23 protein-coding genes are annotated in these 25649 nt (G+C 71.4%); 11 read left to right on the top strand and 12 right to left on the bottom strand.

Features of this window, described 5'->3' with window-relative positions:
• Positions 1-157: 157 nt before the first annotated feature.
• From LP52_RS04660 to LP52_RS04625, 8 genes are all read right to left on the bottom strand, one after another.
• Positions 158-1465 carry an SGNH/GDSL hydrolase family protein gene (locus LP52_RS04660; RefSeq protein WP_202966040.1) on the bottom strand — a complete coding sequence of 436 codons (1308 nt, stop codon included), beginning with the start codon at positions 1463-1465 and terminating at the stop codon, positions 158-160.
• Between the two features lie 411 nt (positions 1466-1876).
• On the bottom strand, positions 1877-3310 hold the full coding sequence (locus LP52_RS04655) for a serine/threonine-protein kinase (RefSeq protein WP_394298182.1): 1434 nt from the start codon (positions 3308-3310) through the stop codon (positions 1877-1879).
• A gap of 285 nt (positions 3311-3595) precedes the next feature.
• On the bottom strand, positions 3596-4942 hold the full coding sequence (locus LP52_RS04650) for a M16 family metallopeptidase (RefSeq protein WP_040271064.1): 1347 nt from the start codon (positions 4940-4942) through the stop codon (positions 3596-3598).
• 114 nt (positions 4943-5056) lie between these two features.
• Positions 5057-6361, bottom strand: a complete 1305-nt coding sequence (locus tag LP52_RS04645) for a M16 family metallopeptidase (protein ID WP_040271063.1) — start codon at positions 6359-6361, stop codon at positions 5057-5059.
• Positions 6362-6538: 177 nt separating this feature from the next.
• Positions 6539-7171 (bottom strand): class I SAM-dependent methyltransferase, encoded by a 633-nt coding sequence (locus LP52_RS04640; RefSeq protein ID WP_238580730.1) that lies wholly within the window; start codon positions 7169-7171, stop codon positions 6539-6541.
• Between the two features lie 82 nt (positions 7172-7253).
• Entirely contained in the window at positions 7254-8435 is a 1182-nt protein-coding gene (locus LP52_RS04635; RefSeq protein WP_274518777.1) for a pyridoxal phosphate-dependent aminotransferase, read from the bottom strand.
• A gap of 103 nt (positions 8436-8538) precedes the next feature.
• Complete coding sequence (locus tag LP52_RS04630) at positions 8539-8913, bottom strand: BlaI/MecI/CopY family transcriptional regulator (protein WP_193789950.1); 375 nt, start codon at positions 8911-8913, stop codon at positions 8539-8541.
• A gap of 181 nt (positions 8914-9094) precedes the next feature.
• Positions 9095-10000 (bottom strand): SDR family NAD(P)-dependent oxidoreductase, encoded by a 906-nt coding sequence (locus tag LP52_RS04625; RefSeq protein ID WP_040271060.1) that lies wholly within the window; start codon positions 9998-10000, stop codon positions 9095-9097.
• An 829-nt stretch (positions 10001-10829) separates the two neighbouring features.
• Between LP52_RS04625 and LP52_RS04620 the strand changes: the two genes are divergently transcribed.
• The 4 genes from LP52_RS04620 (at position 10830) to LP52_RS04605 (ending at position 16969) form a co-directional block, all read left to right on the top strand.
• Positions 10830-14534 carry a multifunctional oxoglutarate decarboxylase/oxoglutarate dehydrogenase thiamine pyrophosphate-binding subunit/dihydrolipoyllysine-residue succinyltransferase subunit gene (locus tag LP52_RS04620; protein WP_040271059.1) on the top strand — a complete coding sequence of 1235 codons (3705 nt, stop codon included), beginning with the start codon at positions 10830-10832 and terminating at the stop codon, positions 14532-14534.
• An 18-nt stretch (positions 14535-14552) separates the two neighbouring features.
• The gene (locus LP52_RS04615) at positions 14553-14735 is read left to right on the top strand and encodes a DUF6104 family protein (RefSeq protein ID WP_040271058.1); all 183 of its coding nucleotides are present in this window, start codon (positions 14553-14555) and stop codon (positions 14733-14735) included.
• 216 nt (positions 14736-14951) lie between these two features.
• Positions 14952-15809, top strand: a complete 858-nt coding sequence (locus tag LP52_RS04610) for a DUF4097 family beta strand repeat-containing protein (protein WP_040271057.1) — start codon at positions 14952-14954, stop codon at positions 15807-15809.
• A complete protein-coding gene (locus LP52_RS04605) occupies positions 15806-16969 on the top strand; it encodes a PadR family transcriptional regulator (RefSeq protein ID WP_084722883.1) in 1164 nt (387 codons plus the stop codon). Before LP52_RS04610 ends, LP52_RS04605 begins: the two co-directional genes overlap by 4 nt.
• A gap of 82 nt (positions 16970-17051) precedes the next feature.
• Here LP52_RS04605 and LP52_RS04600 read toward each other — a convergent pair whose 3' ends face one another.
• On the bottom strand, positions 17052-18020 hold the full coding sequence (locus LP52_RS04600) for a zinc-binding dehydrogenase (RefSeq protein ID WP_040271056.1): 969 nt from the start codon (positions 18018-18020) through the stop codon (positions 17052-17054).
• A gap of 384 nt (positions 18021-18404) precedes the next feature.
• Between LP52_RS04600 and LP52_RS04595 the strand changes: the two genes are divergently transcribed.
• Positions 18405-19301 carry a helix-turn-helix domain-containing protein gene (locus tag LP52_RS04595; RefSeq protein ID WP_238580729.1) on the top strand — a complete coding sequence of 299 codons (897 nt, stop codon included), beginning with the start codon at positions 18405-18407 and terminating at the stop codon, positions 19299-19301.
• A 12-nt stretch (positions 19302-19313) separates the two neighbouring features.
• Positions 19314-19514 carry a DUF397 domain-containing protein gene (locus LP52_RS04590; protein WP_040271051.1) on the top strand — a complete coding sequence of 67 codons (201 nt, stop codon included), beginning with the start codon at positions 19314-19316 and terminating at the stop codon, positions 19512-19514.
• 73 nt (positions 19515-19587) lie between these two features.
• On the opposite strand, the gene LP52_RS04585 is transcribed toward LP52_RS04590, so the two are convergent.
• Positions 19588-20769 (bottom strand): NAD(P)-dependent malic enzyme, encoded by a 1182-nt coding sequence (locus LP52_RS04585; protein WP_040271050.1) that lies wholly within the window; start codon positions 20767-20769, stop codon positions 19588-19590.
• A gap of 409 nt (positions 20770-21178) precedes the next feature.
• Here LP52_RS04585 and LP52_RS04580 point away from each other — a divergent pair, with 409 nt between their 5' ends.
• The 5 genes from LP52_RS04580 (at position 21179) to LP52_RS04560 (ending at position 24927) form a co-directional block, all read left to right on the top strand.
• Positions 21179-22135, top strand: a complete 957-nt coding sequence (locus LP52_RS04580) for an ABC transporter substrate-binding protein (protein WP_052809423.1) — start codon at positions 21179-21181, stop codon at positions 22133-22135.
• Between the two features lie 36 nt (positions 22136-22171).
• Positions 22172-23137, top strand: a complete 966-nt coding sequence (locus LP52_RS04575; RefSeq protein ID WP_040271048.1) for an amino acid ABC transporter permease — start codon at positions 22172-22174, stop codon at positions 23135-23137.
• Positions 23138-23209: 72 nt separating this feature from the next.
• On the top strand, positions 23210-23962 hold the full coding sequence (locus LP52_RS04570) for an amino acid ABC transporter ATP-binding protein (RefSeq protein WP_084722887.1): 753 nt from the start codon (positions 23210-23212) through the stop codon (positions 23960-23962).
• Positions 23963-24012: 50 nt separating this feature from the next.
• Positions 24013-24510 (top strand): GNAT family N-acetyltransferase, encoded by a 498-nt coding sequence (locus tag LP52_RS04565; RefSeq protein WP_040271044.1) that lies wholly within the window; start codon positions 24013-24015, stop codon positions 24508-24510.
• Positions 24511-24570: 60 nt separating this feature from the next.
• Positions 24571-24927, top strand: a complete 357-nt coding sequence (locus tag LP52_RS04560) for a GatB/YqeY domain-containing protein (protein ID WP_193789949.1) — start codon at positions 24571-24573, stop codon at positions 24925-24927.
• A 54-nt stretch (positions 24928-24981) separates the two neighbouring features.
• Here LP52_RS04560 and LP52_RS04555 read toward each other — a convergent pair whose 3' ends face one another.
• Both LP52_RS04555 and LP52_RS04550 read right to left on the bottom strand, forming a co-directional pair.
• Positions 24982-25200, bottom strand: coding sequence for a hypothetical protein (locus tag LP52_RS04555; protein WP_040271041.1), 219 nt, complete (start codon positions 25198-25200; stop codon positions 24982-24984).
• On the bottom strand, positions 25197-25517 hold the full coding sequence (locus tag LP52_RS04550; protein ID WP_157036202.1) for a hypothetical protein: 321 nt from the start codon (positions 25515-25517) through the stop codon (positions 25197-25199). The genes LP52_RS04555 and LP52_RS04550 overlap by 4 nt, the downstream gene beginning before the upstream one ends.
• Between the last annotated feature and the right edge of the window lie 132 nt (positions 25518-25649).

Here is a 25649-nt window from a genome sequence, read left to right as displayed (position 1 = left end):
GGCCGGTGTCCCAGTCCTCGACGCACCGGCCGTCGCCACGCTCACCCCGCTTCGGCCGGTGCGGGCCGATGCAGGGCTCGCGGCTCGGCACGGTCCCGAGCCGCGAGGATCGTGGCCGCGGCCACGACGATCGCGAGGGACGGGCCGGGCCGGAGCCTCAGGCGTCCGTGCGGTGGCGCGGGAGCAGGAGGGACAGGTCGACGGCCGCGGCCATGGCCTTGGTGCCCGTGTCGTCGGGGTGCAGCCCGTCGCCGCTGTCGTAGGCCGGCGCCAGCCTCAGCGGGTCCTCCGCCGAGGCCGTAGCCGCGGCGAAGTCCACGACGCCGTCGAACTCGCCGCTGGTGCGGATCCACCGGTTGACCGCGCTCCAGGTCTGCTGGCGCCTGGGGGTCCACATCGAGGAGCCCTTGAACGGCAGCAGGGTGCCGCCGACGATGTCCAGGCCGCGGGCGTGGGTGCGGTCGATGATCTGCCGGTAGCCCTCGATGATCTCCGCCGCGCTCGCGTCGTGGCCGATGTCGTTGATGCCCTCCAGCAGGATCACGGTGCGCACACCCGACTGGTCGATGACGTCGCGGTCCAACCGGTCCACGGCGCCTACGCCGAGGTAGGACCCGAGTTCACGCTCGCGCAGCAGCATGTTGCCGGCCAGGCCGGCGTTGGCCACGGACAGGCTCGGCCCCTCGACCGCGTTCAGTCGACGGGCCAGGTGGTCGGGCCAGCGCCGATTGGCGTTGACGGTCGTGGCCGCCGCGTCGGTGATGGAGTCGCCGAGCACGACCACGGTCCCGGTGAACCGTTTGCTGCGCTCGACGTCGACGCCGCTGGTGAGCATCCAGCACGACGCCCGGCCGAAACGGCCGCCGGAGGGATCGAGGGTGGTGTCTCCTCCGGCGACGAAGTTTCTCTGGGCGGTGAGGGGGTGGTTGGTCACCGGCCCCGTCGCCTGGGGCGTGTAGACGCTGACGAGCAGGGTGGACAGCGCCCGGGCGTCCAGCTCGACCGGGTCGCTGAACATCTCGGCGTCGGCCGGGAGGGTCACGCCGCGCCGACCGTCGAAGGTCAGCGGGCGCAGGGTTGCGGGTACGGCGGCGGCGCCTTCGCTCTGCACCGCCACCGAGGCGCGGCCCACGCGGATCGACCGCTCGCCGAAGGCGTTGCTCAGCCGCACCCGCACCTCGTCGCCGCCGGCGCTGAGGAAGACGACGTTGCGCACCGTCCGGTCTTTCGACCCGCGGCCTGCGGGGCAGTCGCCGCTGGGGATCTCGCCGCCGGCGACCGGGCTGGCCGCCCAGCCGGTCACCCACTGCTGCCAGTGGCGGGCGTCGCCCGCCGCACTGCCGCCGCCCACAGGCAGGATCAGCAGCGCGCTCAGCGGCAGGGCCAGCCCCGACAGCAACGGCCTGCGCCGCATCATCGCGGCGGGTGGTGACGGGCGGTCCGCACGGGAGCCGTCAAGGGTCATCAGGGAGTCTCCTGGGCTGCGGGTCGGAAGCTGCGGAACGGTACGCCGCCGGAGTCCTCGGCCGGGCCGGCGTATCCCCGGGCGCGTTCCGCCACCGGCTCGGCCGTGCCCGGCCCCGGCCCCCGGTGCGTGCCGCTACATCGGGGTGACGGACCTCGTGCTCGGCGGCGAGGCGATCTCCTCCAGCGCGTCCCGGGCCGCCTTCCGGCCGACAGCGGAGCCGTTCCCGCGGAGACGCCGAAGAACGCGGTCAGCACCGGCGCCTGGGGGAGGAAGACGGCGTTGCAGAGGAACGCCTACCCGGCGAACAATGCTCATGCCGACGCGGCTGACCGCGTGCGGCGGGATTTAACCGCGCCGCGTTCCGTGGCCGCGCCGGCGCGGTCTGCGCGATCCGGGTGCGGTGCCGACTCAGCTGCGGAAGAGCAGCGCCCACAGCACGACGCCGAGCAGCAGCAGTACGCCGGCGACCACGGCGAGGACCACCGGCAGCGAACTGCCCTCGCGGTGCTTGCCCGAGCTGGTCAGGCCGAGGGTGTCGGTGGAGTCGCGGATCGAGGTCAGCAGGTGGCCCACGGACTCGGGACGGTGGCGCTGGAACCGGTCGTGCCAGACGGACACCGAATCGGAGAACTGGTCCTGCAGCTCCGCCACCGAGTCCTGGACGGAGCTCCGTAGCGACTGGGCGCCCTCGTCGGTCCGCTCGCGCTCCGACTCGTCCGCGTCGTCCTGCGCGCCGTCCTCGGCCGCGGCCCCTTCGCCCTCCTCGTCGGCCTCATCGGTTTCACCGTCGGAACCGGAGGAGGAGTTCGCGTCCCCGCGGGACTCGGTGGCGCCGTCGCTGTAACCGCCCTCGCGGGCCGGCTGCGGCACGACCGGCTGGGTGCCGGTCGTCGCGGTTCTGGCCGCGGTCTCGGGGCTGGTCTCGGGGGCCCACGGGGCGAGCGCGGCGATGCGCAGCATCTTGGTGGCGTTCTCGGCCGTGAGCCGGTCGCCCGGCTGGACGTGCAGGAGCCCGGCCAGCACCGGCGCGAGCGGTCCGGCGTTCTGCGCGGTCGGCGGGTCCTCCAGGTCGGCGCCCTTGAGGATGCGGATGTAGCCCTTGCGGTCGTAGGGCGGGTGTCCCTCGACGGCGGCGTAGAGCGTGGCGCCCAGCGACCACAGGTCGGACTCCGGGCCCACCGGGCCGGCCTTCGCGCGTTCGGGCGGGATGTAGGAGGGCGAGCCGATGATGCGCCCCGAGCTGGTCAGCGCGGATTCCCCGGTCCAGGCGGCCAGCCCGAAATCGGTCAGCACGACCCGGCCGTCCTCGCTGATCATCACGTTCTCGGGCTTGACGTCGCGGTGCACGATGCCGTCTTCGTGGGCGACCTTGAGCGCGTCGATCAGCTGCAGGCCGATCTCGGCGACACGCTGGTAGGGCAGCGGCCCGGCCACATCGACGATGCCCGCGAGCGTGCGCGCGTCGATGTACTCCATGACGATCCACGGCCGGTCGTCTTCGTCGACGACGTCGAGCACGGTCACCACGCCGGGATGCGCGAGCCGGGCGGCCACGCGCGCCTCGCGGGTGGTGCGCTGCAGCAGGCTCTCGCGCTCGGCGGAGCTCACGTCGTCGGGCAGGCGCAGTTCCTTGACCGCGACCCGGCGGTCCAGGACGAGGTCGGTAGCACGCCAGACGGTGCCCACGCCGCCGCGGGCGATCTCGTCGACGAGTTCGTAGCGGCCCTTGAGCACGCGGTGCGGGGCTCCGGCCTGCACCGCCGCAGGAGTCGCGGGCTCGCCGGCAGACTCGTTCCGCTCGGCGCCCGCCCGCTCCGCTTCGGGCTTCTCAATGGAGGACACGGTCAGTCAGCGAGTCTCATCACGGCCACGGTGGCCTCCTGCGGGCTCTTACAGTCGCATAGAGCAACACGGCGAGTCGCCGGGCTGCACGTGCACGGATCATCGTTTATACCAGGCATCGCCGACGTCCAAGCAGGTGGTTGCCGGATCACCGTCGTTTAGGTTCGGTTTCGTTATGTCCTCCCCAAGAGACTCCATGCACCTTTCCATGCGGTTTTTACCGACCGGGTCCAAAGGTCAACCGCGGTGCACGGGGCTCCCGGGGAGGCTGGAATCCCTCCGCGGTCAGCTCCACAGGGTCTCGGGGTCGCGCACAGTGACCGGCCCCGCGCCCGCTTCGCTCAGCGGGCCCTCCAGGCTCGCTGCGTCGCCGGCGATGACCGTGACCATCTCCTCGGGGCGCAGGTACCGCCGGGCCGCCTCGGCGAGGTCGTCGGCGGTGAGGGCCTCGAAGCCGGCGCGCAGCCGGTCGATGTGGTCCTCGGGCAGATCGTGCACGACCATCTCGACCAGGGCGCCGGCCAGGCTGCGCGCCGTGGAGTAGCTGACCGGAAGCCCCACCGTGTTGGACTCGCGCACCGCCGACAGCTCGCCCTCGGTGACCCCTTCGCGCTGCAGCCGCTCGGTTTCGGCCAGCGAGGCCGTCAGCGAGTGCGCCGTGGTCTGGGTGTCGACCTGGGTGCTGATCAGGAAGACCCCACTGTCGCGGCGCAGGTCGAACCGGCAGCCGGCGCCGTAGGTGTAGCCCAGGCGCTCGCGCAGCTCCAGGTTGAGCCGCGACGTGAACATGCCGCCCAGCACGTCGCTGATGCCGTCCGCGCGGGGCAGGTCCACCTCCGGGCGGGAGGGGGCGCGGTGGGCCATCAGTAGCGCCGACTGAACGGAGCCGGGGCGGTCCAGCACGACGACCCGCGGCAGCTCGCCGGGAGCCGGCTCGGGCGGTGTCCGGTCCGGGGCCGGCGCGGCGGCGGCGTCGCCGAACACCGCCGACCCGAGCTCTTCGAGGTCCACCCCGGTCAGGTCGCCCACGACCACCAGGGTGCCCGCGGCCGCCGCGATAGAGGAGGCGTGGAAGTCCCGCACCGCTTGCGGGGTGACCTTCTTGAGGGCCTCGGGAGCGCCGCTGAGCGGTGTGGCGTAGCGCCCGGTGAACAGCTGCCCGCCGACGGCGCGGGTGGCCAGGGTCGAGGGGACCGAGGCGTCCAGCCAGAAGCGCTCCAGGATCTGGTCGCGGCGGCGCAGCACGTCCTCGTCGCGCAGCGCCGGGGTGCGCACCGCCTCGGCCAGCAGCGCTGTGGCGGCCCGCAGGCGGTTGACGGGCGCGTCGACGCCGGTGACGAAGCTGTCCCAGGTGACGCGCGAGACCCACTCGGCGCCGTGCCGCTCCAGAGCGGGGGGCAGCGAGCTGTTGCCCTGGACGCCGTCCTCAAGCGCCTCGTTGGTGAGCGCGGCGACGCCCATGCTCTCGTGCGGTTCGGTGGCGCCCCCGGCGTGATGGACCAGGCGGACCGCGGCGAAGGCCTGGCCGGGCACGTCGATGGCGACGACGGTGCCGCCGCCCACGGTCAGGCGCCGGGGCTTGGGGAAGGTGTAGGGCGTCGGGGCACCGAGGTCGGGGCGGGTCTGCAGCATGCGGGTAGCGACTCTCTCGTGTAGCGGACGAAGGCACCGGGCGGAGCGGGACCGCGGATCTGTGGGGCGTGCGGCCGGGCACCGCGCGGCTTGCGCGGCGCCCTCGTGCAGGTGTCAGGCGGCGGGCTCGCCGACGGGCTCGGGGTCGAAACGCACCGACAGCCGGTTCTCGGGCACCAGCAGCCGCTTGGCCAGGTCCACGACGTCCTCGGCGGTCACGGTGCTCCAACGCTGCGGCCAGGTGAAGGCGAGCTCGGGGTCGCCGAACAGCTGGGTGCAGGAGCCGATGGCGTCGGCCAGTCCGCTGGGGTGCGACAGCGACTGCATGTGGTCGCGCTCCAGCACGGCACGGGCGCGCTCGAGCTCTTCGTCGGAGACGCCCTCGGCCAGCGTGCCGATCTCCTCGATCATCGCGGCCTCCAGCTCGTCCCCGCTCACGCCCTCGCGGGCGATCATGTTGACCAGCATCAGGCTGGGCGTGTAGCGGAAGGGCAGCAGGTCGGCGGCCGCCCCGCCGTCGTCGGCGGCCAGACCGCGCTCCAGCACCAGCCGGCGGTAGAGCCGGCTGCCCTGGCCCTGTCCGAGGACGGCCGAGGCCAGGTGCATCACGTCGAAGTCGCGCTCGCCGTAGGGGGCGACGCGGTAGCCGAGGAAGACGCCCGGTGCGGGAACGGTCTCGACCGCGTGCTCGGCCACGGGGCCGCCGATCAGGCCGGCGAGAGCGGCGTCGGGCGCCTCGGCGGCTTCGGGCCGCGCGGGGATCGCGCCGAAGTGGCGCTCGACCCTCTCGCGCACGTCCTGGGGGTCGAGGTTGCTCACGATCGTCAGCACGGCGTTGTCGGGGCCGTAGTGGCGCTTGTGGAAGTCGAGGACGTAGTCGAGGTCGGCGTCGTCCAGATCGGCCATCGAGCCGATGGTGGCGTGGTGGTACGGGTGGCCTTCGGGGTAGGCCAGCCGCAGGATGCGCTCCAGGGCGGTGCCGTAGGGCTGGTTGTCGTAGCGCTGGCGGCGCTCGTTCTTGACCACGTCGCGCTGGTTGTCCAGGACCTCCTGGGTCATCCCCTCGCGCAGGGTGGCCATGCGGTCGGCCTCCAGCCACAGCACGAGGTCCAGCGCGTGCTCGGGCACCGTCTCGTAGTAGTTGGTGCGGTCGGTGGAGGTGGAGGCGTTGATGTCGCCGCCGAGCCGCTCGACGGCGTCGAAGTGCTCGCCCTTGGCCACGTTCCCGCTGCCCTGGAACATCAGGTGCTCGAAGAGGTGGGCGAATCCGGTGCGCCCGGGGACCTCGAAGCGGGATCCGACCCCGTACCACAGGTTGACGGCGGCGACCTGCGGGGTCGACGCCGGAGCGGTCACCAGGCGTAGTCCGTTTTCCAGCGTGAATTGGTCGACCCGTCGCGCCGCGCCGTTGGTGGTCACCTGTTCCTGCACCCCTTGCCCGCACGTCGTTGAACTGCGTTCTCGTCTGTGCCAGAGCCTATGTCCTCAGGCACGTCCGCCGATACAGAAGGCCGCGGGAATCGGGGGGCGGCCTCCACGGCCGCCGCCACACGTGCCGCTTCCGGGCCGCTTCCGGCCGGAAGCGGCCGACGGCTCTCAGCCGGCGCGGCGCAGCAGGCGCAGCGAGCCCTGGACCCCGGTCTCGGTGAAGGCGCCGCTGTCGAGGGCCCGGCGGTAGATGTTGTAGGGCGGGCGGCCGCCGTCGGCGGGGTCGGGGAAGACGTCGTGGATGGCCAGCGTCCCTCCCGGCACCAGGTGCGGCGTCCAGCTCTCGTAGTCGGTCCGGGCCGCGTCCTCGGTGTGTCCGCCGTCGATGAACAGCATCGCCAGCCGGGCCGACCACAGCCGGGCGACGTCTGCCGAGCGCCCCACCACCGCGACCACGTGGTCCTCCAGCCGGGCGGCCGCCACTGTGCGGCGGAACTCGCGCAGCGTGTCCAGTCGGCCGGTGTCCGGGTCGACCAGGCCGGGGTCGTGGTACTCCCAGCCCAGCTGGTGCTCCTCGGAGCCGCGGTGGTGGTCGACGGTGACCACGGACCCGCCCGACTGCCGCACGGCCGCGCCGAGGAAGACGGTGGACTTGCCGCAGTAGGTGCCGATCTCCAGCACGGTGCCGAGCGGCGCGGCGGCCAGCGCCGCCTCGTACAGCGCAAGACCCTCGTCGGTGGGCATGAAGCCCTTGGCCGCCTCGGCTGCTCCGAGGAGGTCGTCGGGCATGGTCGTGGTCACTGGCGTTCCCCGGAGTCGTCGGTGGAGGGGCGCGGCCGCCGCGCAGGTGCGGCCGCGCCCTCGGGCGGTCGGTGCGGGCGGCTCAGGACCCGAACGCGGCGACGAGGCGCTCCACCGCGGTGTCGAGCACGTCGTCTCGCTTGCAGAAGGCGAACCGCACGAGGTGGCGGCCCTCTTCGGGGTTGTCGTAGAGGACCTGGGCCGGTACCGCGGCGACACCGGCCGTGCGCGGCAGCGAGCGGGCCAGCTCGATGCCGTCGCTGTAGCCCAGCGCGCGGATGTCGGTGATGACGAAGTAGGTGCCCTGGGGCCGCAGCACCTCCAGCCCTGCGCTGCGCAGACCCGCGCACAGCCGGTCGCGCTTGGCTTGCAGCGCGTCGCGCTGGCGCTGCACCCAGGCGCCCTCGCCGCGCAGCGCGTCGGCCACGGCCAGCTGCAACGCGCCGTTGGCGGTGAAGGTGAGGAACTGGTTCACGGTGCGCGCCGCCCGCACCAGCGGTTCGGGGCCCATCACCCAGCCGGTCTTCCACGCGGTGACCGAGAACGTCTTGCCGACCGAGGAGACGGCCAGGGTGCGCTCGGCCATCCCGGGCAGCGTCGCCAGGGGGTGGTGCTCGGCGCCGTCGAAGAGCAGGTGCTCGTAGACCTCGTCGGTGAGAGCGATCAGGTCGTTGTCGCGGCACACCTCGGCGACGGCGGCGAGCTCGTCGCGGGTGAACACGGTGCCCGTGGGGTTGTGCGGAGTGTTCACGATGATCATCCGCGTACGCGGCCCCACCGCCGCCCGCAGTTCGGCGGGGTCGAACGTGAACCGTCCTCCGGCACCGGCGTCCGGCCGCAGGGTGACGGAGCGGCGCACGCCGCCGGCCAGCGCGATCACCGCGGCGTAGGAGTCGTACATCGGCTCGAAGACCACGACTTCGTCGCCCGCCTCGATCAGGCCCAGCACGGCCGAGGCGATGCCCCCCGTGGCGCCGACGGTGATGTAGACCTCGGTGTCGGGGTCGAGATCGATGCCGTAGCGCCGCTTGCGGTCGTCGGCGACGGCCGAGCGCAGCTCCGGGCGCCCGGGACCGGGCGGGTACTGGTTGACGCCTTCGCGGATGTGCCGCGCGGCGGCCTCCAGCAATGAGGAAGGGCCGTCGGTGTCGGGGAATCCCTGCCCGAGGTTGACGGATCCGGTCTCGGCGGCCAGGCGGCTCATCTCGGCGAAGATGGTCTCGCCGAACGGGCGCATACGCGTGACTAGAGGTTCGTCGTCCACACCGGGCAGCATAGACGCCGGGCGGCGGCCCGATCACGACCCGGTGGAGCCGGGTCGCGGCACGGGGCCGCCGGGGCCGCGGGGTACCGCGCGGAATCCGGTGTCAGGAGGCGCGGGTGCGCTGGGCGCGGACCTCGCTGAGCACGTCGCACAGCCGCGCCATCTCCTCGTCGCTGAAGCTCTCGACGAAGCGCAGCATGGTGGTGCCCCGATCGCCGCAGGCGCTGAAGACCTCGCTCATCACCCGCGCGGTGTGCTCCTCGCGGGACTCGCGCGGCCAGTAGAGCCAGGCCCGCCCGGCCTTCTCCCGCTCAAGCAGGCCCTTGTGGTAAAGGATGTTGGTCACCGTCATGACGGTCGTGTAGGCGACGTCGCGCTCATAGTCCATCGACTCGCGCACTTCGCGGACGGCCAGCGGGCGGTCCGACCGCCACAGCGCGTCCATGATGGCGGCCTCCAGTTCGCCGAACTCCCTCATCGCCACCCTCCCCGGCTTCGTTCCGTCATCGTAGAAGCGCCGACGGTCGCTGCGCGGGCAAACGACGAATGCGTGCCGAACCGGTGGCCGCGGCCTGCGTTGAGGCGGTCGAACCGCGTCGCCGGCGCCCGCCCGATGCCGTTTCACCTGGTGCGGGCGCCGCTTCGGCCAAGAGGACCGGTCAGGCCTCGCGCAGGTGGGTGCGGGCCTGCTCTCTGAAGTCGCGCGGGATCACATAGGGCTGCTCGGCGTTGACGTCGGGCCAGAGGTCGCGCAGATCCTCGGCCGAACCCTCGCCCAGTTCGGCGCCGGGCCCTTCGGCGACGAAGATCCTGGCCACGCGCCCGCCGCCCACGGAGTAGACCTCGCCGGTGGTTTCGCAGCTCTCGTGGGCGAGCCACGCGACGGCCTGGCTGATGCGTTCGGGAGCCATCAGCGCCTTGGCGCCCTCGGGGAACATCCCCTCGGTCTCGGGCGTGCGCACCAGCGGGGCGACCGCGTTGGCGAGGATGTCGTACTTGGCGCCCTCGATGGCCAGCGTCTTGGTGAGGCCCAGGACGCCCATCTTCGCGGCGGCGAAGTTGGTCTGGCCGAAGTTGCCGAACAGCCCGGAGGGCGAGGCGGTGTTGACGATGCGCCCGTAGCCGTTGCCGCGCATGTAGCCGAAAGCGGCGCGGGTGACCAGGAAGGTGCCGCGCAGGTGCACGCCGACCACGGCGTCCCACTCGGCGACGCCGATGTTTCGAAAGGCCCGGTCGCGCAGGATGCCCGCGCTGTTGACGACGACGTCGACCCGCCCATAGGCCTCCACTGCGGTGTCGACCAGCGACTGGGCGCCTTCTTCGGTCGTGATGTCGTCGACGCTGACTGCCGCGGTACCGCCGCCGGACCGGATGCGCTCGGCGGTCTCCTCGACCGCCTCGACCGGGTCGGGGTCGCCGCCTTCGGCCCGGGGCCTGTCGCTCGCGTTCTCACTGACGACGACCTTCGCACCGCGCGCCGCCAGTTCGAGTGCGTGGGCCCGACCCAGAGCGCGCCCGGCGCCGGTGACGACCGCGACGCGCCCGTCGAACCGCAACTCCGCCATGTCTCCTCCACGCTGATCCGCTCCGCGGCCTGCCGCCCCGATGGCGGCAGCACGCGCAATTCCTACCCGCTGGGCGGGTCCACCTCCCTCAGGCGCACCGCCGCCGCGCCCGAGCGCGCCGCGGAAGACAGGCGGGCAGGATGGCACAGGCGCGCGGCGAAAGGCAGCCCCGCGGCCACCCGCGCGCCGTCGGGATGCCCGCGGGCGCCGACAGCGCGATGCGCGGCCCGGACCTGCCCCCTCACCCGGCGAAACCCCCGTGTTTCGCCGGGCTCGGAACCAGCCGTCCTGTCCGGACCGCGCACATCAGGTGAGACGCGAGGCCGCACACTCAGGTTCCGGTGAGGACCGCGGAGATCCCGTCGCGACCCGGCACCGGTTCACCGTCCGAAGGGGATCGGTCCGCAGGGGGTTGAGCGGTCCGGCGAGCGGGAATGGCCCGCTACGCACGCCGGCCGGTCGGCGCCTCCCTGCCGCCGTCTCGCCCTTTCCGCCGACCTCCGGCCCCGCCTCGACCGTCCTTCCGCGGTTGCCCCCCCGCTCGCCCGCCGTCGCCCCGGTCCGGCTCGCGGGAGCTCGATTGCAGGTCAGGTCATGCGGAGCCCACTACAGTGTGAATGATTGTTAGCAATCTCCCAGTCCGTTACCGGACTCGGGTCCCAATCGGCGTGCCTGGACAAGTAGCCTGTTATCCGAGATTGCTGACCGGGCGTGTATCCCGGCGGTTCGCGGGCAAGCGGACCGCTGTACCTTCGAGCCCGCCCCGAAGAGCGGCCATCTCGCCATACATTCATTCACAAGCGAGCTGCGGAAGAGGGCGATCTCCGCCGTGTCGTCTGAGGCGTCTCAACCCCTGACAGATTTCGGCCCGAACGAGTGGCTGGTCGAGGAGCTCTACCAGAAGTACCTCAACGACCCGAACTCGGTTGACAAGGCATGGTGGAACTTCTTCGCCGACTACAAGTCCGGCGTCCCCCAGGCCAACGGCGCGGGTAAGGGTGCAGCGGCCACGGGCACCCAGTCCGCTTCGTCGGCCTCGGGAACCACCGACGGCGGCACGTCCGCCGAGCCCAAGCGCGCGGCACCGGCCTCGGGCAACGGGAAGGGCAAGGCCAAGGCCAAGGCCGAACCCGGGGCCGAGGGCGAGGGCGAGAAGCCCGTCGACGAGTCACTCAAGACCACCGAGGAGCGGCTGCGCGGCGCGGCTGCGCGCACGGCCTCCAACATGGAATCCAGCCTGGAGCTGCCCACCGCCACGAGCGTGCGGGCGGTTCCGGTCAAGCTGCTGTTCGACAACCGCATCGTGATCAACAACCACCTGCGGCGCGGGCGTGGCGGCAAGGTGTCCTTCACCCACATCATCGGCTACGCGATGGTGAAGGCCCTGGAGTCCATGCCGGAGATGAACCACTCCTACGCCGAGGTCGACGGCAAGCCGGGCGTTTCCAAGCCCGAGCACGTCAACTTCGGCCTGGCCATCGACCTGCAGAAGTCCGACGGCACGCGGCAGCTGGTGGTACCCAGCATCAAGTCCGCCGACGCCATGGACTTCAAGGAGTTCTGGACCGCCTACGAGGATTTGATCCGCAAGGCGCGGAACAACAAGCTGGGCGTGCCGGACTTCCAGGGCACCACCATCAGCCTGACCAACCCCGGCGGCATCGGCACCGTGCACTCGGTGCCCCGCCTCATGCCCGGCCAGGGCACCATCGTGGGCGTGGGCGCCATGGAGTACCCGGCCGAGTTCCAGGGGGCCGCGCCCGAGACCCTGAACAACCTCGCGGTCAGCAAGGTCATGACGCTCACGTCGACCTACGACCACCGCATCATCCAGGGCGCGCAGTCGGGCGAGTTCCTGCGCCGCATCCACCAGCTGCTGCTGGGCGAGCACGACTTCTACGACGAGATCTTCCGTTCGCTGCGTCTGCCCTACGAGCCGGTGCGCTGGACCCAGGACATCGCGGCCGGCGAGAACCAGCTCGACAAGACCAGCCGTGTGCAGGAGCTGATCCACGCCTACCGGGTCCGCGGCCATCTGATGGCCGACACCGACCCGCTGGAGTACCACCAGCGCCGCCACCCCGACCTCGACATCCTCACCCACGGTCTGACGCTGTGGGACCTGGAGCGCGAGTTCCCCACCGGCGGGTTCGGCGGCGAGCAGGTCATGAAGCTGCGCGACGTGCTGGGCGTGCTGCGCGACACCTACTGCCGCACCGTCGGCATCGAGTACATGCACATCCAGGATCCCGAGGAACGCGAGTGGATCCAGGCGTATGTCGAGCGCGAAGACGAGAAGCCCAGCCGCGACGAGCAGCTGCACATCCTGCGCAGGCTGAACAACGCAGAGGCCTTCGAGACCTTCCTGCAGACGAAGTACGTCGGGCAGAAGCGGTTCTCGCTGGAGGGCGGCGAGTCGCTGATCCCGCTGATGGACGGGGTGATCTCGCGCGCCGCGCAGAACGAACTGGACGAGGTCGTCATCGGCATGGCCCACCGCGGCCGGCTCAACGTGCTCGCCAACATCTGCGGCAAGTCCTACGGGCAGATCTTCGGCGAGTTCGAGGGCAACCTCGACCCTCGTAGCGCCCACGGCTCCGGTGACGTCAAGTACCACCTGGGCACCGAGGGCACCTTCGAGACGCCCGAGGGCGAGAAGATCGCGATCTCGCTGGCGGCTAACCCCAGCCACCTGGAGGCCGTGGACCCGGTCGCCGAGGGCATCGTCCGCGCCAAGCAGGACGTGCTGGACAAGGGGCCGCACGGGTTCACCGTGCTGCCGCTGCTGGTGCACGGCGACGCCGCCTTCGCCGGCCAGGGCGTGGTGGCCGAGACGCTGAACCTGTCCCAGCTGCGCGGCTACCGCACCGGCGGCACCGTGCACGTCATCGTCAACAACCAGGTCGGCTTCACCACCTCGCCGACCGACAGCCGCTCCAGCGTCTACGCCACGGACGTGGCGCGGATGGTGCAGGCGCCGATCTTCCACGTCAACGGCGACGACCCCGAGGCCGTCGTGCGGGTGGCGCAGCTGGCCTTCGAGTACCGGCAGCACTTCAACAAGGACGTGGTCATCGACCTCGTCTGCTACCGGCGCCGCGGCCACAACGAGACCGACAACCCGGCCTTCACCCAGCCGCTGATGTACGACGTGATCGACGCGAAGCGCTCCACGCGCAAGCTCTACACCGAGGCGCTGATCGGTCGCGGCGACATCACCCTGGAGGAGGCGGAGCAGGCGCTGCGCGACTACCAGGAGCAGCTGGAGCGCGCCTTCACCGAGACCCGCGAGGCCGGCCGCAAGCCGATGGAACCGGGCGCGGTGATCAAGCCGGAGGTCTTCGACGAGGCCCGCATCGACCATGGGTCGGTCGGCACCGCGATCACCGGCGAGGTCCTCAAGCAGGTGGTCGACACCCAGGTCAGCCTGCCGGAGGGCTTCTCGCCGCACCCGCGGCTCAAGCCGCAGTTGCAGCGCCGCGCCCAGATGGTCGAGGACGACGCGCTGGACTGGGCCACCGGCGAGATGCTGGCCTTCGGCTCGCTTCTGCTGGAGGAGCACCCGGTGCGGCTGGTCGGCCAGGACACCCGGCGCGGCACCTTCGGTCAGCGCCACTCGGTGGTGGTCGACCGCAACACCGGCCAGGTGCACACCCCGCTGAAGCAGTTCGACAAGGGCACCTCCAAGTTCTACGTGCACGACTCGCTGCTCAGCGAGTACGCGGCGCTGGGCTTCGAGTACGGCTACTCGTCGGTGCGCGAGGACGCGCTGGTGGCCTGGGAGGCGCAGTTCGGCGACTTCGTCAACGGCGCGCAGGTCGTCATCGACGAGTACATCACCGCCAGCGAGCAGAAGTGGGGCCAGCGCTCCAGCGTCGTGCTGCTGCTGCCGCACGGCTACGAGGGCCAGGGGCCCGACCACTCCTCGGCGCGCATCGAGCGGTTCCTGCAGCAGTGCGCGCAGGAGAACATGACCGTGGCTCTGCCCACCACTCCGGCGAACTACTTCCACCTGCTGCGCTGGCAGGTGAAGTCGCAGTACCGCCGTCCGATGGTGGTGTTCACGACCAAGGCGATGCTGCGGATGAAGGCCGCCACCTCACCGGTCGCCGACTTCACCTCCGGCGCGTTCCAGCCGATCATCCCCGACGGTTCGGGGCTCGATCCCAAGAACGTGCGGCGCGTGGTGCTGTGCTCGGGCAAGATCTACTACGAGCTTGAGGCCGCACGGCAGCGCACCGGCGACACCAGCACGGCCATCGTCCGGGTCGAGCGGCTCTACCCGCTGCCGACCGAGGAGATCCGCCAGCTGCTGTCGGGCTACCCCAACGCCGGTGAAGTGCTGTGGGTGCAGGAGGAGCCGGCGAACATGGGCCCGTGGCCGTTCGTCGCGCTGGTGTTCTCCGAGCAGCTCGACCGCCCGTTCACCCGGGTCTCGCGCCCGGCCGGCTCGGCGCCCGCAGCGGGTTCGGGCAAGCGGCACGAGGTCGAGCAGCAGGCGCTCGTCAACACCGTCTTCCCTCCGGCCGACTAGAGCTTCGGAGGGGACGGCATGTACTTCACCGACCGGGGCATCGAGGAGCTGGAACAGCGCCGCGGCGAGGAGGAGGTCACCCTGTCGTGGGTGGCCGAGCAGCTGCGCACCTTCACCGACCTCAACCCGGAGTTCGAGACTCCGGTCGAGCGGCTGGCCACCTGGCTGGCGCGGCTCGACGACGAGGACGAGGACGAGTGAGGACGCGGTCGGCCTGAGAGGCGCGCACGACGCAAGCGGGGCACCGGACCGGGCTGGTCCGGTGCCCCGCTGCTTGGCCCGAACCCCGGGACCCGTACCCGGGTCGTCCCTGAGCCGACCCGGAGCCGTCCCCGGTATCTCGCGACATATCTTGAATCGCGGACGCTCGCGACATATCGTGAGTCTCGACAGCAGTTCGAGCCGAAAGGTATCCCGATGGCGCGTTGGACCATCGACCAGCCGACGACACGCACTCTGGACGGGATCGTGGCACTGCGCGTCCGGATCATCGGCGGTCACGTCAACATCCTTCCCACCGACGACCCGGTGACCTTCGAGGTCTCCGACGTCTCCGGCGAGCCCGTGCTCGCCACTCAGGAAGCCGGAATCCTGACCATCACCTACGAGGACCTCACCGGCAGCGGGCTGCTGGACCGGCTGCGCCCGATGCAGCTGTCGGGCTACCGCGGCATGGCCCGCCGGTCGGCCACCGTCAGCCTGCAAGTGCCGCGCGACTGCCCGGTGGAGGTCACCACCTTGTCGGCGCCCGTGGTCGTGGCCGGGCTGAGCGCCAAGACCCAGCTGCGCACGGCGTCGGGCGACGTCACCATGGACGGCCTCACCGGCGAGGTCGACGTCAACACCGTCTCCGGCAACGTCGCGGCCCGTGACCTGGAGGGCAGCCTGCGCTTCAACTCCGTCAGCGGGCAGGTCGCCGTCGCCGGCGGCCGACTCTACGACCTCACCGGCAAGAGCGCCTCGGGCCAGTTCCTCGGCGACGTCGAGGTGGCGCCCTCGGGCCGGGTCCGCGTGACGTCGGTCTCCGGCGAGGTAGCGCTGCGGGTCCCCGCCGAAACCTCGGCGACCGTGGAGCTGCGCTCGGCGACGGGCAAGCTCGACTCCGACTTCGGCCTGGACCGCCGCGACCAGCGCGCCCGCAGTAGCCTCGGCGGGAAGATCGGCAGCGGGGTCGACCCCGCCGGAATCACCGCGAACACCGTTTCGGGCGCCGTCTCGCTGCTGCGCCGCGAGCCCGACGCCCCCGCCGCGATCCCGAGGGGGAACGGAGCATGAGTACCATCTTCGGCCACGGACGCCTGCGGCTGTACCTGCTGAAGCTGCTGGACGAGAGTCCGCGCCACGGCTACGAGATCATCAGCCTGCTGCGCGACCGCTTCATGGGCGTCTACTCCCCTTCGCCGGGCACCATCTACCCGCGGCTGGCCCGCCTGGAGGAGGAAGGGCTGGTCACGCACGAGGAGGTCGACGGCCGCAAGGTCTACCGCCTCACCGACCAAGGGCGTGAGGAGCTGCGCAACCGCAGCGCCGACCTCGACGACCTCGAACGCCAGATCACCGACTCCGTGCGCGACGTCGCCGAGGCCGTCCGCGAGGACGTCCGCGACACAATCAGCTCCCTGCGCGCCGAGCTGAAGACCGGCCGGTCCCGCAGCGAGGGCACGGGTGCGGGCGCACGGGAGTCCGGCAAGGCCGGGGGGCCCGGCCCGAGCACGGGCTCCGGGAGCGGCGGCGAAGGCCGCGAAGGCGAAGCGGCGGATTCCTCCCGCGGCGGCCCGCGGTGGACCCGCGACTGGGAGCGCTTCACGCAGGGGTTCGGCGCCTGGGGCAAGCGCGGGGGCGAGCGCCCGGAGTTCGACCAGGCGCTGCGCGACTTCACCGACCGTGTGCGCGGTGTGGTGCGCGAGGCGGGAAGCGTGGGCGAGTCGGCGGCCACCGACCTGCGCCGGATCCTCGACGACACCTTCGAGACCATCCGCCGCGACGTCGGCGGCTGGGGCCCGCGAGGCGCCGACGAGGCCGACGAGGCCGACCGGCCCGCCGGCCGTGAGGGCGGCTCTGCCGAGCGGCGGGACGCGGGCACCGACGACTCCGCCCCCGGAAGGTCCGGCGGATCCGCTGGGGGCGGCTCCGGCCCCGGAGCCGGGGCCGCGGATTCCGCGGACGGCGCCGCCGGTCGACCCGGCGGATCCACCGGCGCCGACCGCGCCGACCGCGCCGACGCGGAGCAGGGGGCGGACCCGTGGAGCGCCGCCACGTCCGGTCAGGACCGGCCCGCCGGCGGCGGAGACACCCCGTCCGAGCGGCGCCAGGACGGGCCCGGCGAGCGGGACGGAGCATCCGGCGACTCGGCGGCCTCCGGCGACCCCTGGGGCGCCGTCGTGGACGAGAGCGGCGAACCGGGTGAGCACCGCGGGGGCGGCGCTTCGTCCTGATACCCGCCCGGCATGCGACGCAGCGGACCCCGCCTGAGAAGGCGGCGTCCGCTGCTTGGTCGTGCCGGGGTGCGGGCCGTGGTCAGACCTGGAAGACGATCTTGCCGAACAGCTCGCCGCGGTCCATGGCCGCGAAGCCTTCCCGGGCGTCGTCGAGGGGAAGCGTCCTGTCGATCTCGGGGCGCACTCCGGTGCGGGCGCAGAACTCGGCCAGGCGCCGCAGCTCGTCCCTGGAGCCCATGGTGGAGCCGACGACCGACAGCTGCAGGAAGAACATCCGGTTCAGCTCGGCCTTGGGCGCATCGCCGCTGGTCGCTCCGCAGGTGACGATCCTGCCGCCAGGACGCAGCGAACGCAGCGAATGGCCCCAGGTCGCCTCGCCCACCGAGTCGAACACCACGTCGACCTTCTCCGGAAGCCGCTCCCCCGACGCCACAGCGCCGTAGGCGCCCAGCTGCAGAGCACGGTCCCGCTTTCCCTCGTCGCGACTGGTGGCGTAGACGCGGTGGCCCACCGCCGCGGCCATGCGGATCAGCGCGCTGCTGACGCCGCCGCCCGCACCCTGGACGAGCACCGTCGAGCCGGGTTCCAGCCCGGCGCGGGCGAAGAGCATCCGGTAAGCGGTCAGCCACGCCGTGGGCAGGCAGGCGGCCTCCTCGAAGGACAGCTCCGCCGGTTTGGGGACGAGGTTGCGCCGGGGGACGGCGACCTGCTGCGCCAGCGTGCCCGGGTGCACCTCGGAGAGCAGGGACCGGCGCGGGTCGCGGGTCTCGTCGCCGCCGCCGGCGTCGGGATCGCCGATGACGGCGTGCACGATGACCTCGTTGCCCTCCTCGTCGAGGCCGGCGGCGTCGCAGCCGAGCACCATGGGCAGCCGCTCCTCGGGCAGGCCCACACCGCGCAGGCTCCACAGGTCGTGGTGATTGAGTGCGGCGGCCTTGACCCGCACCGTCGTCCACCCCTCCGGCGGGGCGGGGTCGGGCCGCTCCCCCGCCTCCAGCCCGGACAGTGGGTCGTTCTTGTCGATACGCGCTGCGGTGATAGCGAACATGCCCTGACCCTAACCACAGGCGACGCGGTACGACCCACCCCGTGCGCCCTTTCGGGCGGCGCCGGCGCTTCCGCTGCGAATCCCCCGCTCGGCAGGGCCGCAGCAGGGTCTTCGATGGCCCTAGAATTGTCCCCGGGGATATTCTCGCGTAAAAGCCGGGAGGCGGTCCGGTGCGCGGTTCGGCGGGCCGGGCAATGACTCGGCACTGCCCCTTTTCCGCGAAGGGCCGCGCAAACACGTCACGGCGCCGACGGATTCCCCCGTGCTCCGGCGCCGAGCCGGCTTCGTGTGCCGCGTGCGGAATGGCCCCGACCGCCGTCTTCGCGGCGTCTGCGCGACCCCCGGCCGCATCCGCGGCCTTCCCCCGAACAGGAGGCACAGCCCGTGGCCGATGCCGACAACCCCACGGCTCGCCGGCGCCGCCTCGGTGTCGAATTGCGTCGTTTGCGGGAGAACGCCGGATTGACCGGCGAGGAGGCGGCCGAACGCATGTCCTGGTCGGGCAGCAAGCTGTCCCGCATCGAGCGCGGACAGGTCGCCACCAACTCCGACGACGTACGCGATCTGCTGGAACTCTACGAGGTCGCCGACGCCCGCCTGCGCCAGACGCTGATCACGCTGGCCCGCGAGTCGCGGCGCCGCGGCTGGTGGCACGTCTACGGCGATGTGATGCCCGAGCGCTTCGACGTCTACCTCGGTCTGGAGCCCGAGGCCGCCACGTTGCGCTTCTTCCAGGGCGCCATCGTCCCGGGCCTGCTGCAGACCCGCGACTACGCGCGGGCGCTGATGCGGGCGCACCCCTCCCCGGTCTCGGAGGACGAGATCGAGCGGCGGACCGAGATGCGCATACGGCGTCAGGAGTTGGTATTCGATGACACTCCCCCGCAGATCTGGGCATTGCTGGACGAATCAATCCTGCACCGCCCGATCGGCGGCCGAGCGGTCATGGCCGACCAGATGCGGCGGTTGCTCGACATACATGAAAAATCGCAGGTGACCTTACAGATTCTACCGTTCCAGGCCGGCGCGCATTCGGGTCTCAACGGTTCCTTCGACATCCTCGAGTTCGCCCAATCGGACATCCACGCGCCGCGGCTGGTGCACGTCGAGAATCTGACCGGCAGCTTCTACATCGAGAAAACCGCAGAAGCGGCCTTCTACACGGCCGCTTTCGAACACCTGCGCTCCGCTGCGCTGCACCCCGAGCAGACGCGGGAGGTCATCCGCGGGGCCGAGCGGCGCCTGCGGAGCGAGGAGGAGGGGGAAGCCGATGGGACATGAAGGGAGCGCGGCATGGCCGCGAAGAATCCGCTGGGCGTGCGATGGCGCACGAGCACCTACAGCGGAACAGGGGGAGGCCAGTGCGTCCAGGTGATGCGCTGGGCCGGGGCCGTGCGGGTCCGCGACTCCGCGGCGCCTGAGAGCACGGTATTGCGGTTCCCCGCGGGGGCGTGGACGGCCTTCGTCGTCGCCGCCGTGGGACGCTGCCTCTGACGACAGGGGGCGGTGGCGATCCGGGGCGCGGGACACCTGCGCCCCGGATCGACTACGGAGAATGACCGTACGACTACGCTCGGGCGACACCGTCGCGGCGCGCCTGCGCGGCCACCGCCTCGGCGACCGCGGGGACCACCCGCGGGTCGAAGGTGCTCGGGATGACGTAGTCCGCACTCAGGTCGTCGCCGACCAGGTCGGCGATCGCCTCGGCCGCCGCCAGCTTCATCGGCTCGGTGACGTCGCGGGCGCGCGCGTCCAGCGCACCGCGGAACACTCCGGGAAACGCCAGCACGTTGTTGATCTGGTTGGGGAAGTCGCTGCGCCCGGTCGCCACGACAGCGGCGTGCTTGCGGGCCGCGTCGGGGTGGATCTCGGGCGTGGGGTTGGCCATGGCGAAGACGATCGCCTCAGGGGCCATCGACGCCACGACCGACTCGGGCAGCTCGCCCGCCGATAGCCCGATGAACACGTCGGCGCCCTCGAGCGCGCCCTCGATGGACCCCTCCACACCGGCCCGATTGCTGATCTCGGCGATCTCGGCCTTGATCGGGGTGAGCCCCTCGCGTCCGGCGTAGATCATCCCCTTGCTGTCGGCGACGGCGATGTCGCCGATGCCGCCCTCGACCAGCATCTTGGTGACCGCGACACCGGCCGCGCCGGCGCCCGAGACCACGACGCGCAGGTCGGCCAGCGAGCGCCCGGTCAACCGGGCCGCGTTGCGCAGCGCCGCCACCGTCACGATCGCGGTGCCGTGCTGGTCGTCGTGGAAAACGGGGATGTCCAGTCGCTCGCGCAGCCGGCGCTCGATTTCGAAGCAGCGCGGCGCGGAGATGTCCTCAAGGTTGACGCCGCCGAAGGACGGCGCCATGCGCTCGACGGTCTCGACGATGTCGTCGACTCCGTCGCAGGACAGAGCGATGGGCACCGCGTCGACACCGCCGAACTTGCGGAACAGCAGCGCCTTGCCCTCCATGACCGGCAGCGATGCCTGCGGGCCGATGTCGCCCAGACCGAGCACCGCCGAGCCGTCGGTCACGACGGCGACGACGGAGCTCTTCCAGGTGTAGGTGTCGACCAGCTCGGGAGAGTCGGCGATGGCGGTGCACACCCGCGCGACACCGGGCGTGTAGGCAAGGGCCAGGTCGTCGTGGTCGTCGACCTCGACGGTGCCCTCCACGTGCAGCTTGCCGCCGCGGTGCAGCTTGAAGGCGGGATCGTCGTCGAACCGGCTGTGGGAATCAGTGGACGGCATGTCTGTGCAAAACCCCTCAAAGATGCGAGCGCCCGCACGGGCAGGTTTTCGGGCGCGGCGTGAAGACGCCTGCGTTCGTCGGATACGGCGCGCGGAGCGGCAGGGGTGCTAGGGATGCTAGTGACAGGCCCCTCGGCCACGTCGTCGGATGCCGGAGGGACGGGGAGCTCAGCTCGGTCTCCGCGGCTCGGTGCGAGCCCGGCGCCGCAGTGGTTCGCGGGGTTCACCCGTTATCCAATCCTCTCACAACGGTGACCCCAGGAACATGCCGGGCCGCCGACCATGGCATATTCACGTTCGCACGAACGGCTATCCTCACGTTTATGCTGCACGTTCGGCTACTCGCCGAGCGCGTGACGACGCGAACGCCGACCACCCGACGCCGTTCGCCCATGAGAAGGAGAGACACGTGGCCGTGCTCAAGCACTTGACCGCGCCGACGGCCCGCCTCGGACGCGGGTCCTACTACGCCGGCGCACTCGCCGCCGTACTGGCACTCTCGGCCTGCGGCGGCGGTGGCGGTGAAGGGGGTTCCCAGGACGGCGGGGCCGCCGACGCCACGTCCACCCCGTCGGTCGAGGCCGTCCCCGAACTCGCCGAGATGGTCCCCCAGCAGTTCCGCGACCAGGGGACCCTCAAGGTCGGCACCGATTCGACCTACGCCCCCGCCGAGTACCTCTCCGAGGACGGCGAGAGCATCGTGGGCTTCGACGTCGAGTTGTTCAACGCGGTGGCCGCCAAGCTGGACCTTGAGGCCCAGTGGCAGAGCTCCTCGTTCGGCACCATCGTCGAGGGCGTCGACACCGCCAAGTACGACGTGGGCGTCTCCTCCTTCACCATCAACGAGGAGCGCATGCAGCAGGCCCACATGGTGAGCTACTACACCGTGGGCACGCAGTGGTTCACCGCCAAGGGCAATCCCGCCGACGTCGACCCCGAGAACGCCTGCGGCAAGAACGTCGCGGTCCAGGCGAACACGGTCCAGGTCGAGGACATCGAGGCCCGCAGCCAGGAGTGCGCCGACAACGGCGACCCCGAGATCAACATCAGCAGGTTCAAGGGCCAGGACCAGGCCACCGAGTCGATCATCTCCGGACGCAACGACGCCGGCCTGGCCGACATGCCCGTCGCCGTCTACGCGGTGCAGCAGACCGAGGGAAAGCTGGAGACGCTGGGCGAGCAGTATGAGGCCGCGCCCTACGGCGCCGTGGTCTCCAAGGAGAACACCGAACTCGCCGAGGCGATCTCCGCCGGCTACCAGAGCATCATGGACGACGGCACCTACACCGAGATCCTCGCCAAGTGGGAGCTCGACGGCCAGGGCACACTGGAGACCTCCGAGGTCGATCCGTCCGTCGAAGGCTAGTCCGCCCGTCGAAGGCTAGAAGGCACCGAGAACCACGTGAGCACAACTCCCGACGACCCCCGGCCGGCCCCCGACCCCGGTGCGCCGGCCGGGCAGTCCCCGCCAGAACCCGTCAAGGCGATCCCCGTCCGCCACCCCGGCCGCTGGGTCGCGGCGGCCGTTCTCGTCGTCTTGTGCGCGATGTTCGTGCACATGCTCATCACCAACGCCGCGTTCGACTGGCCGTTCCTGTTCGAGCAGATGTTCTCGTCACAGGTGCTGATCGGTGTGCGCACCACGGTGATCCTGGCTGCCGTGTCGATGGCGATCGGTGTCGCGATCGGCATCTTCGTCGCCGTCATGCGGTTGTCGGACAATCCGATCCTGGTGACCGTGGCGTGGGTCTACACCTGGTTCTTCCGCGCCGTGCCGCGCATCGTGCTCTGCGTGCTCTTCGGCAACGTGGCCATCCTGTACCAGACGCTCGAGTTCGGGATCCCCTTCGACAACTACTGGCTGCCGCTGCTCGGCTTCGAGGACGGCGCCCGGTTCTACTCCGTGCCGATGGAGACCCTGCTCAGCCCGTTCGTCGCAGCCGTCATCGCGCTCTCGCTGTCGCAGGGCGCCTATATGGCCGAGATCGTTCGCGCGGGACTGCTCTCGGTCGACAAGGGCCAGACCGAGGCCGCGCAGGCGCTGGGCATGAACCGGGGCCTGGTGCTGCGGCGCATCACCCTGCCCCAGGCTCTGCGGGTGATCATCCCGCCGACCGGCAACGAGGCCACGGCGATCATGAAGGACACCTCGCTGGTATCGGCGATCCCGCTGACCACCGAGCTGTTCTTCCAGCTGCAGCAGATCGGCGCCCGCACCTTCAACCTGTTCCCGATGCTGGTGGCCGCCTGCCTGTGGTATCTGGCGATCACCAGTCTGATGATGGTGGGCCAGTACTACCTGGAGCACGCCTTCAACCGCTCCAACCGCAGTGCGGCGAGCGTGCGCGGCGTCGGGCAGAGGGCATAGAGCGAGTAGGACGGCGAGTTGACCCAGAACACCGCGGAGGCCGGTACGGCGACCGGCCTCGGAGACGACCCGATGGTCGTGGCCGAGAACGTGCACAAGCACTTCGGCCGCCTGGAAGTGCTGCGCGGGATCGACATGGAGGTGCACCGCGGCGACGTCTGCTGCGTGGTGGGCCCCTCCGGTTCCGGCAAGTCCACGTTCCTGCGCTGCATCAACCACCTGGAGAAGATCAGCGCTGGGCGGCTGTGGGTCGACGGGCAGCTGATGGGCTACCGGCAGCGCGCCGGCAAGCTCTACGAACTGCACGACGCCCAGGTGGCCCGCCAGCGGCGCGGCATCGGCATGGTCTTCCAGAACTTCAATCTGTTCCCGCACATGACCGTGCTGGGCAACCTCCTGGAGGCGCCGGTCCGCGTCAACCACCGCCCGCGCTCGGAGGCGCGCAAGGAGGCCCTGGACCTGCTGGACCGGGTGGGCCTGGCCGACAAGGCCGGGGAGTACCCGCGCCAGCTGTCGGGCGGGCAGCAGCAGCGTGTGGCCATCGCCCGAGCTCTGGCGATGCGCCCGGGGCTGATGCTGTTCGACGAGCCCACCAGCGCACTCGACCCCGAGCTTGTGGGCGAGGTGCTGGACGTGATGAAGGGGCTGGCCGAGGAAGGCATGACCATGGTCGTGGTCACCCATGAGATGGGCTTCGCCCGCGAGGTCGGCGACAAGCTCGTCTTCATGGACGAAGGCATCGTGGTGGAGTCCGGTGAGCCGCGCCGCGTGCTGGCGGACCCTCAGCACGACCGCACCCGGTCGTTCCTGTCCAAGGTGCTCTGAGCCGCCTTCGCGGCCTCGCACGCCGCCGACCGCCCTGCCGAGGAGAAGCCGTGATCCGCCCCGCCCGCCCCGACGACGTCCCGGTCATCCACCGCCTGGTGCGCGAGCTCGCCGAGTACGAGAAGGAGCCCGAGGCGGCCGTGGCCACCGAGGCGCAGTTCCACGACGCGCTGTTCGGCGACGACCCCGTGGCCGGGGCGCACATCGCCGAGCACACGCCCGACGGCGGCGGTCCCGCCGCCGTCGCCGGGTTCGCGCTGTGGTTCCGCAACTTCTCCACCTGGACCGGGAATCCGGGCATCTACCTGGAGGACCTTTACGTCCGCCCGGAACTGCGCGGCCACGGCTACGGCAAGGCGCTGCTGACCGCACTCGCCGAACTCTGCGTCGAGCGCGGCTACGACCGGCTCCAGTGGTGGGTGCTGGACTGGAACACGCCGTCCATCGAGTTCTACACGGCCCTAGGCGCCACGCCCATGGACGAGTGGACGGTCTTCCGCCTGGACGGCGAGGCGCTGCGGGACCTGGGCGCCAAGGGCGGCGCCTGACCCGCGCGCGGCCGGGGAAACCGTTCGACTCGCGCGCCTGGGCGGGCTATGTTCCGCCGTGTGCGTACCCATCTGCGGCGCGATCTGACGGCCGCTCTGAAGAACCGCGACAAGGTCGCCGCCTCCGCTCTCCGCTCGGCGCTGGCCGCCATCGAGAACGCCGAGTCCTCCGGGGTCGACTCTGCGGTTCCCGCCGACGGCGGCGAACACGTCGCCGGTGCGGCGGTGGGCGTCGGGGCGGCCGAGGCGGAGCGCCGCGTCCTGACCGAGTCCGACGTCCACGCGGTCGTCGCGCGCGAGGTCAGCGAGCGCTCGGCCTCGGCGCAGGAGTACGTCCGTCTGGGCCGCGAAGACGCCGCCGACCGCCTGCGGGCCGAAGCCGACGTCCTCAGCCGCTATCTGAACGCAGAGGCGTAGCGCCCCGCACGGCCGGGGCCGCCCGCGCCGCCGGCCGTGCGGGTCGACGGTCCGCTATTCGCCGCCCGCGCAGCGCCGCCACGGCGTCGGCCACGCCCCGCCGGACCGCAGCCACACGTCCAGCACGCTGAAGGCGGCGTCGGCGTTGTCCTGGGCGCGCGCCCGCTGGGCGGGCGTCTGGCCGCGTTCCTTCAGGGCGTCGCTCAGCGTGTCGTAGAGCGCGTCGGCGTGCGCCTCGTCGGGGCGGCCGTGGCAGTCGGTCGAGTAGATCATCGGACACCCCCGGCGGCCTCGCAGAAGACGGGTGTGCCGCGTCGGCCGCGCGTCTCCTGCTCGACGGCACGATCGCGTTCCCACCGCGCCACGTACGGAGCGACGGGAGTGGGGCCGCCCTCGGCGACGGCCGGAGGTTCGGCGGGACGGGCAGGCGCCTCGCGTACATACGGGCGGACGCGGGCCGTGCGTACGACGGGCACCGGGCGGACGGGCGGAGGAAGGTCGTCGGATTCGGGCGACAGCGGCGCGTGAACGCCGCAGGACGCCCGAACACGCCGGACGAGGATCGCCACAAGGGCTACTAGGATCTTCATGTCTGCCAGGTCTCCTCTGGTAGGCCATGGCCCCGGACGGCCGCCACCGTCGCGGGGTCCTGTCGTTTCTCCGTGCTCATCATACAGCGTCAGACCGCTCTATACCGCGTTACGCCGCAACCCATACCTCTG

It is taken from the genome of Streptomonospora alba, assembly GCF_000826685.1.
Lineage (GTDB): Bacteria > Actinomycetota > Actinomycetes > Streptosporangiales > Streptosporangiaceae > Streptomonospora > Streptomonospora alba.
Note: the sequence above shows the minus strand (reverse complement) of the source record. Positions and strands in the feature narration are given on the sequence as shown.

Excerpts from the sequence above, each read along its gene's own strand:
- LP52_RS04625 (WP_040271060.1), bottom strand. The coding sequence starts at position 10,000 with ATGGCGGAGTTGCGGTTCGACGGGCGCGTCGCGGTCGTCACCGGCGCC.
- LP52_RS04615 (WP_040271058.1), top strand. The coding sequence starts at position 14,553 with ATGTACTTCACCGACCGGGGCATCGAGGAGCTGGAACAGCGCCGCGGC.
- LP52_RS04550 (WP_157036202.1), bottom strand. The coding sequence starts at position 25,517 with ATGAAGATCCTAGTAGCCCTTGTGGCGATCCTCGTCCGGCGTGTTCGG.
- LP52_RS04555 (WP_040271041.1), bottom strand. The coding sequence starts at position 25,200 with ATGATCTACTCGACCGACTGCCACGGCCGCCCCGACGAGGCGCACGCC.
- LP52_RS04610 (WP_040271057.1), top strand. The coding sequence starts at position 14,952 with ATGGCGCGTTGGACCATCGACCAGCCGACGACACGCACTCTGGACGGG.
- LP52_RS04600 (WP_040271056.1), bottom strand. The coding sequence starts at position 18,020 with ATGTTCGCTATCACCGCAGCGCGTATCGACAAGAACGACCCACTGTCC.
- LP52_RS04650 (WP_040271064.1), bottom strand. The coding sequence starts at position 4,942 with ATGCTGCAGACCCGCCCCGACCTCGGTGCCCCGACGCCCTACACCTTC.
- LP52_RS04570 (WP_084722887.1), top strand. The coding sequence starts at position 23,210 with ATGGTCGTGGCCGAGAACGTGCACAAGCACTTCGGCCGCCTGGAAGTG.
- LP52_RS04630 (WP_193789950.1), bottom strand. The coding sequence starts at position 8,913 with ATGAGGGAGTTCGGCGAACTGGAGGCCGCCATCATGGACGCGCTGTGG.
- LP52_RS04590 (WP_040271051.1), top strand. The coding sequence starts at position 19,314 with ATGGCCGCGAAGAATCCGCTGGGCGTGCGATGGCGCACGAGCACCTAC.
- LP52_RS04660 (WP_202966040.1), bottom strand. The coding sequence starts at position 1,465 with ATGACCCTTGACGGCTCCCGTGCGGACCGCCCGTCACCACCCGCCGCG.
- LP52_RS04585 (WP_040271050.1), bottom strand. The coding sequence starts at position 20,769 with ATGCCGTCCACTGATTCCCACAGCCGGTTCGACGACGATCCCGCCTTC.
- LP52_RS04605 (WP_084722883.1), top strand. The coding sequence starts at position 15,806 with ATGAGTACCATCTTCGGCCACGGACGCCTGCGGCTGTACCTGCTGAAG.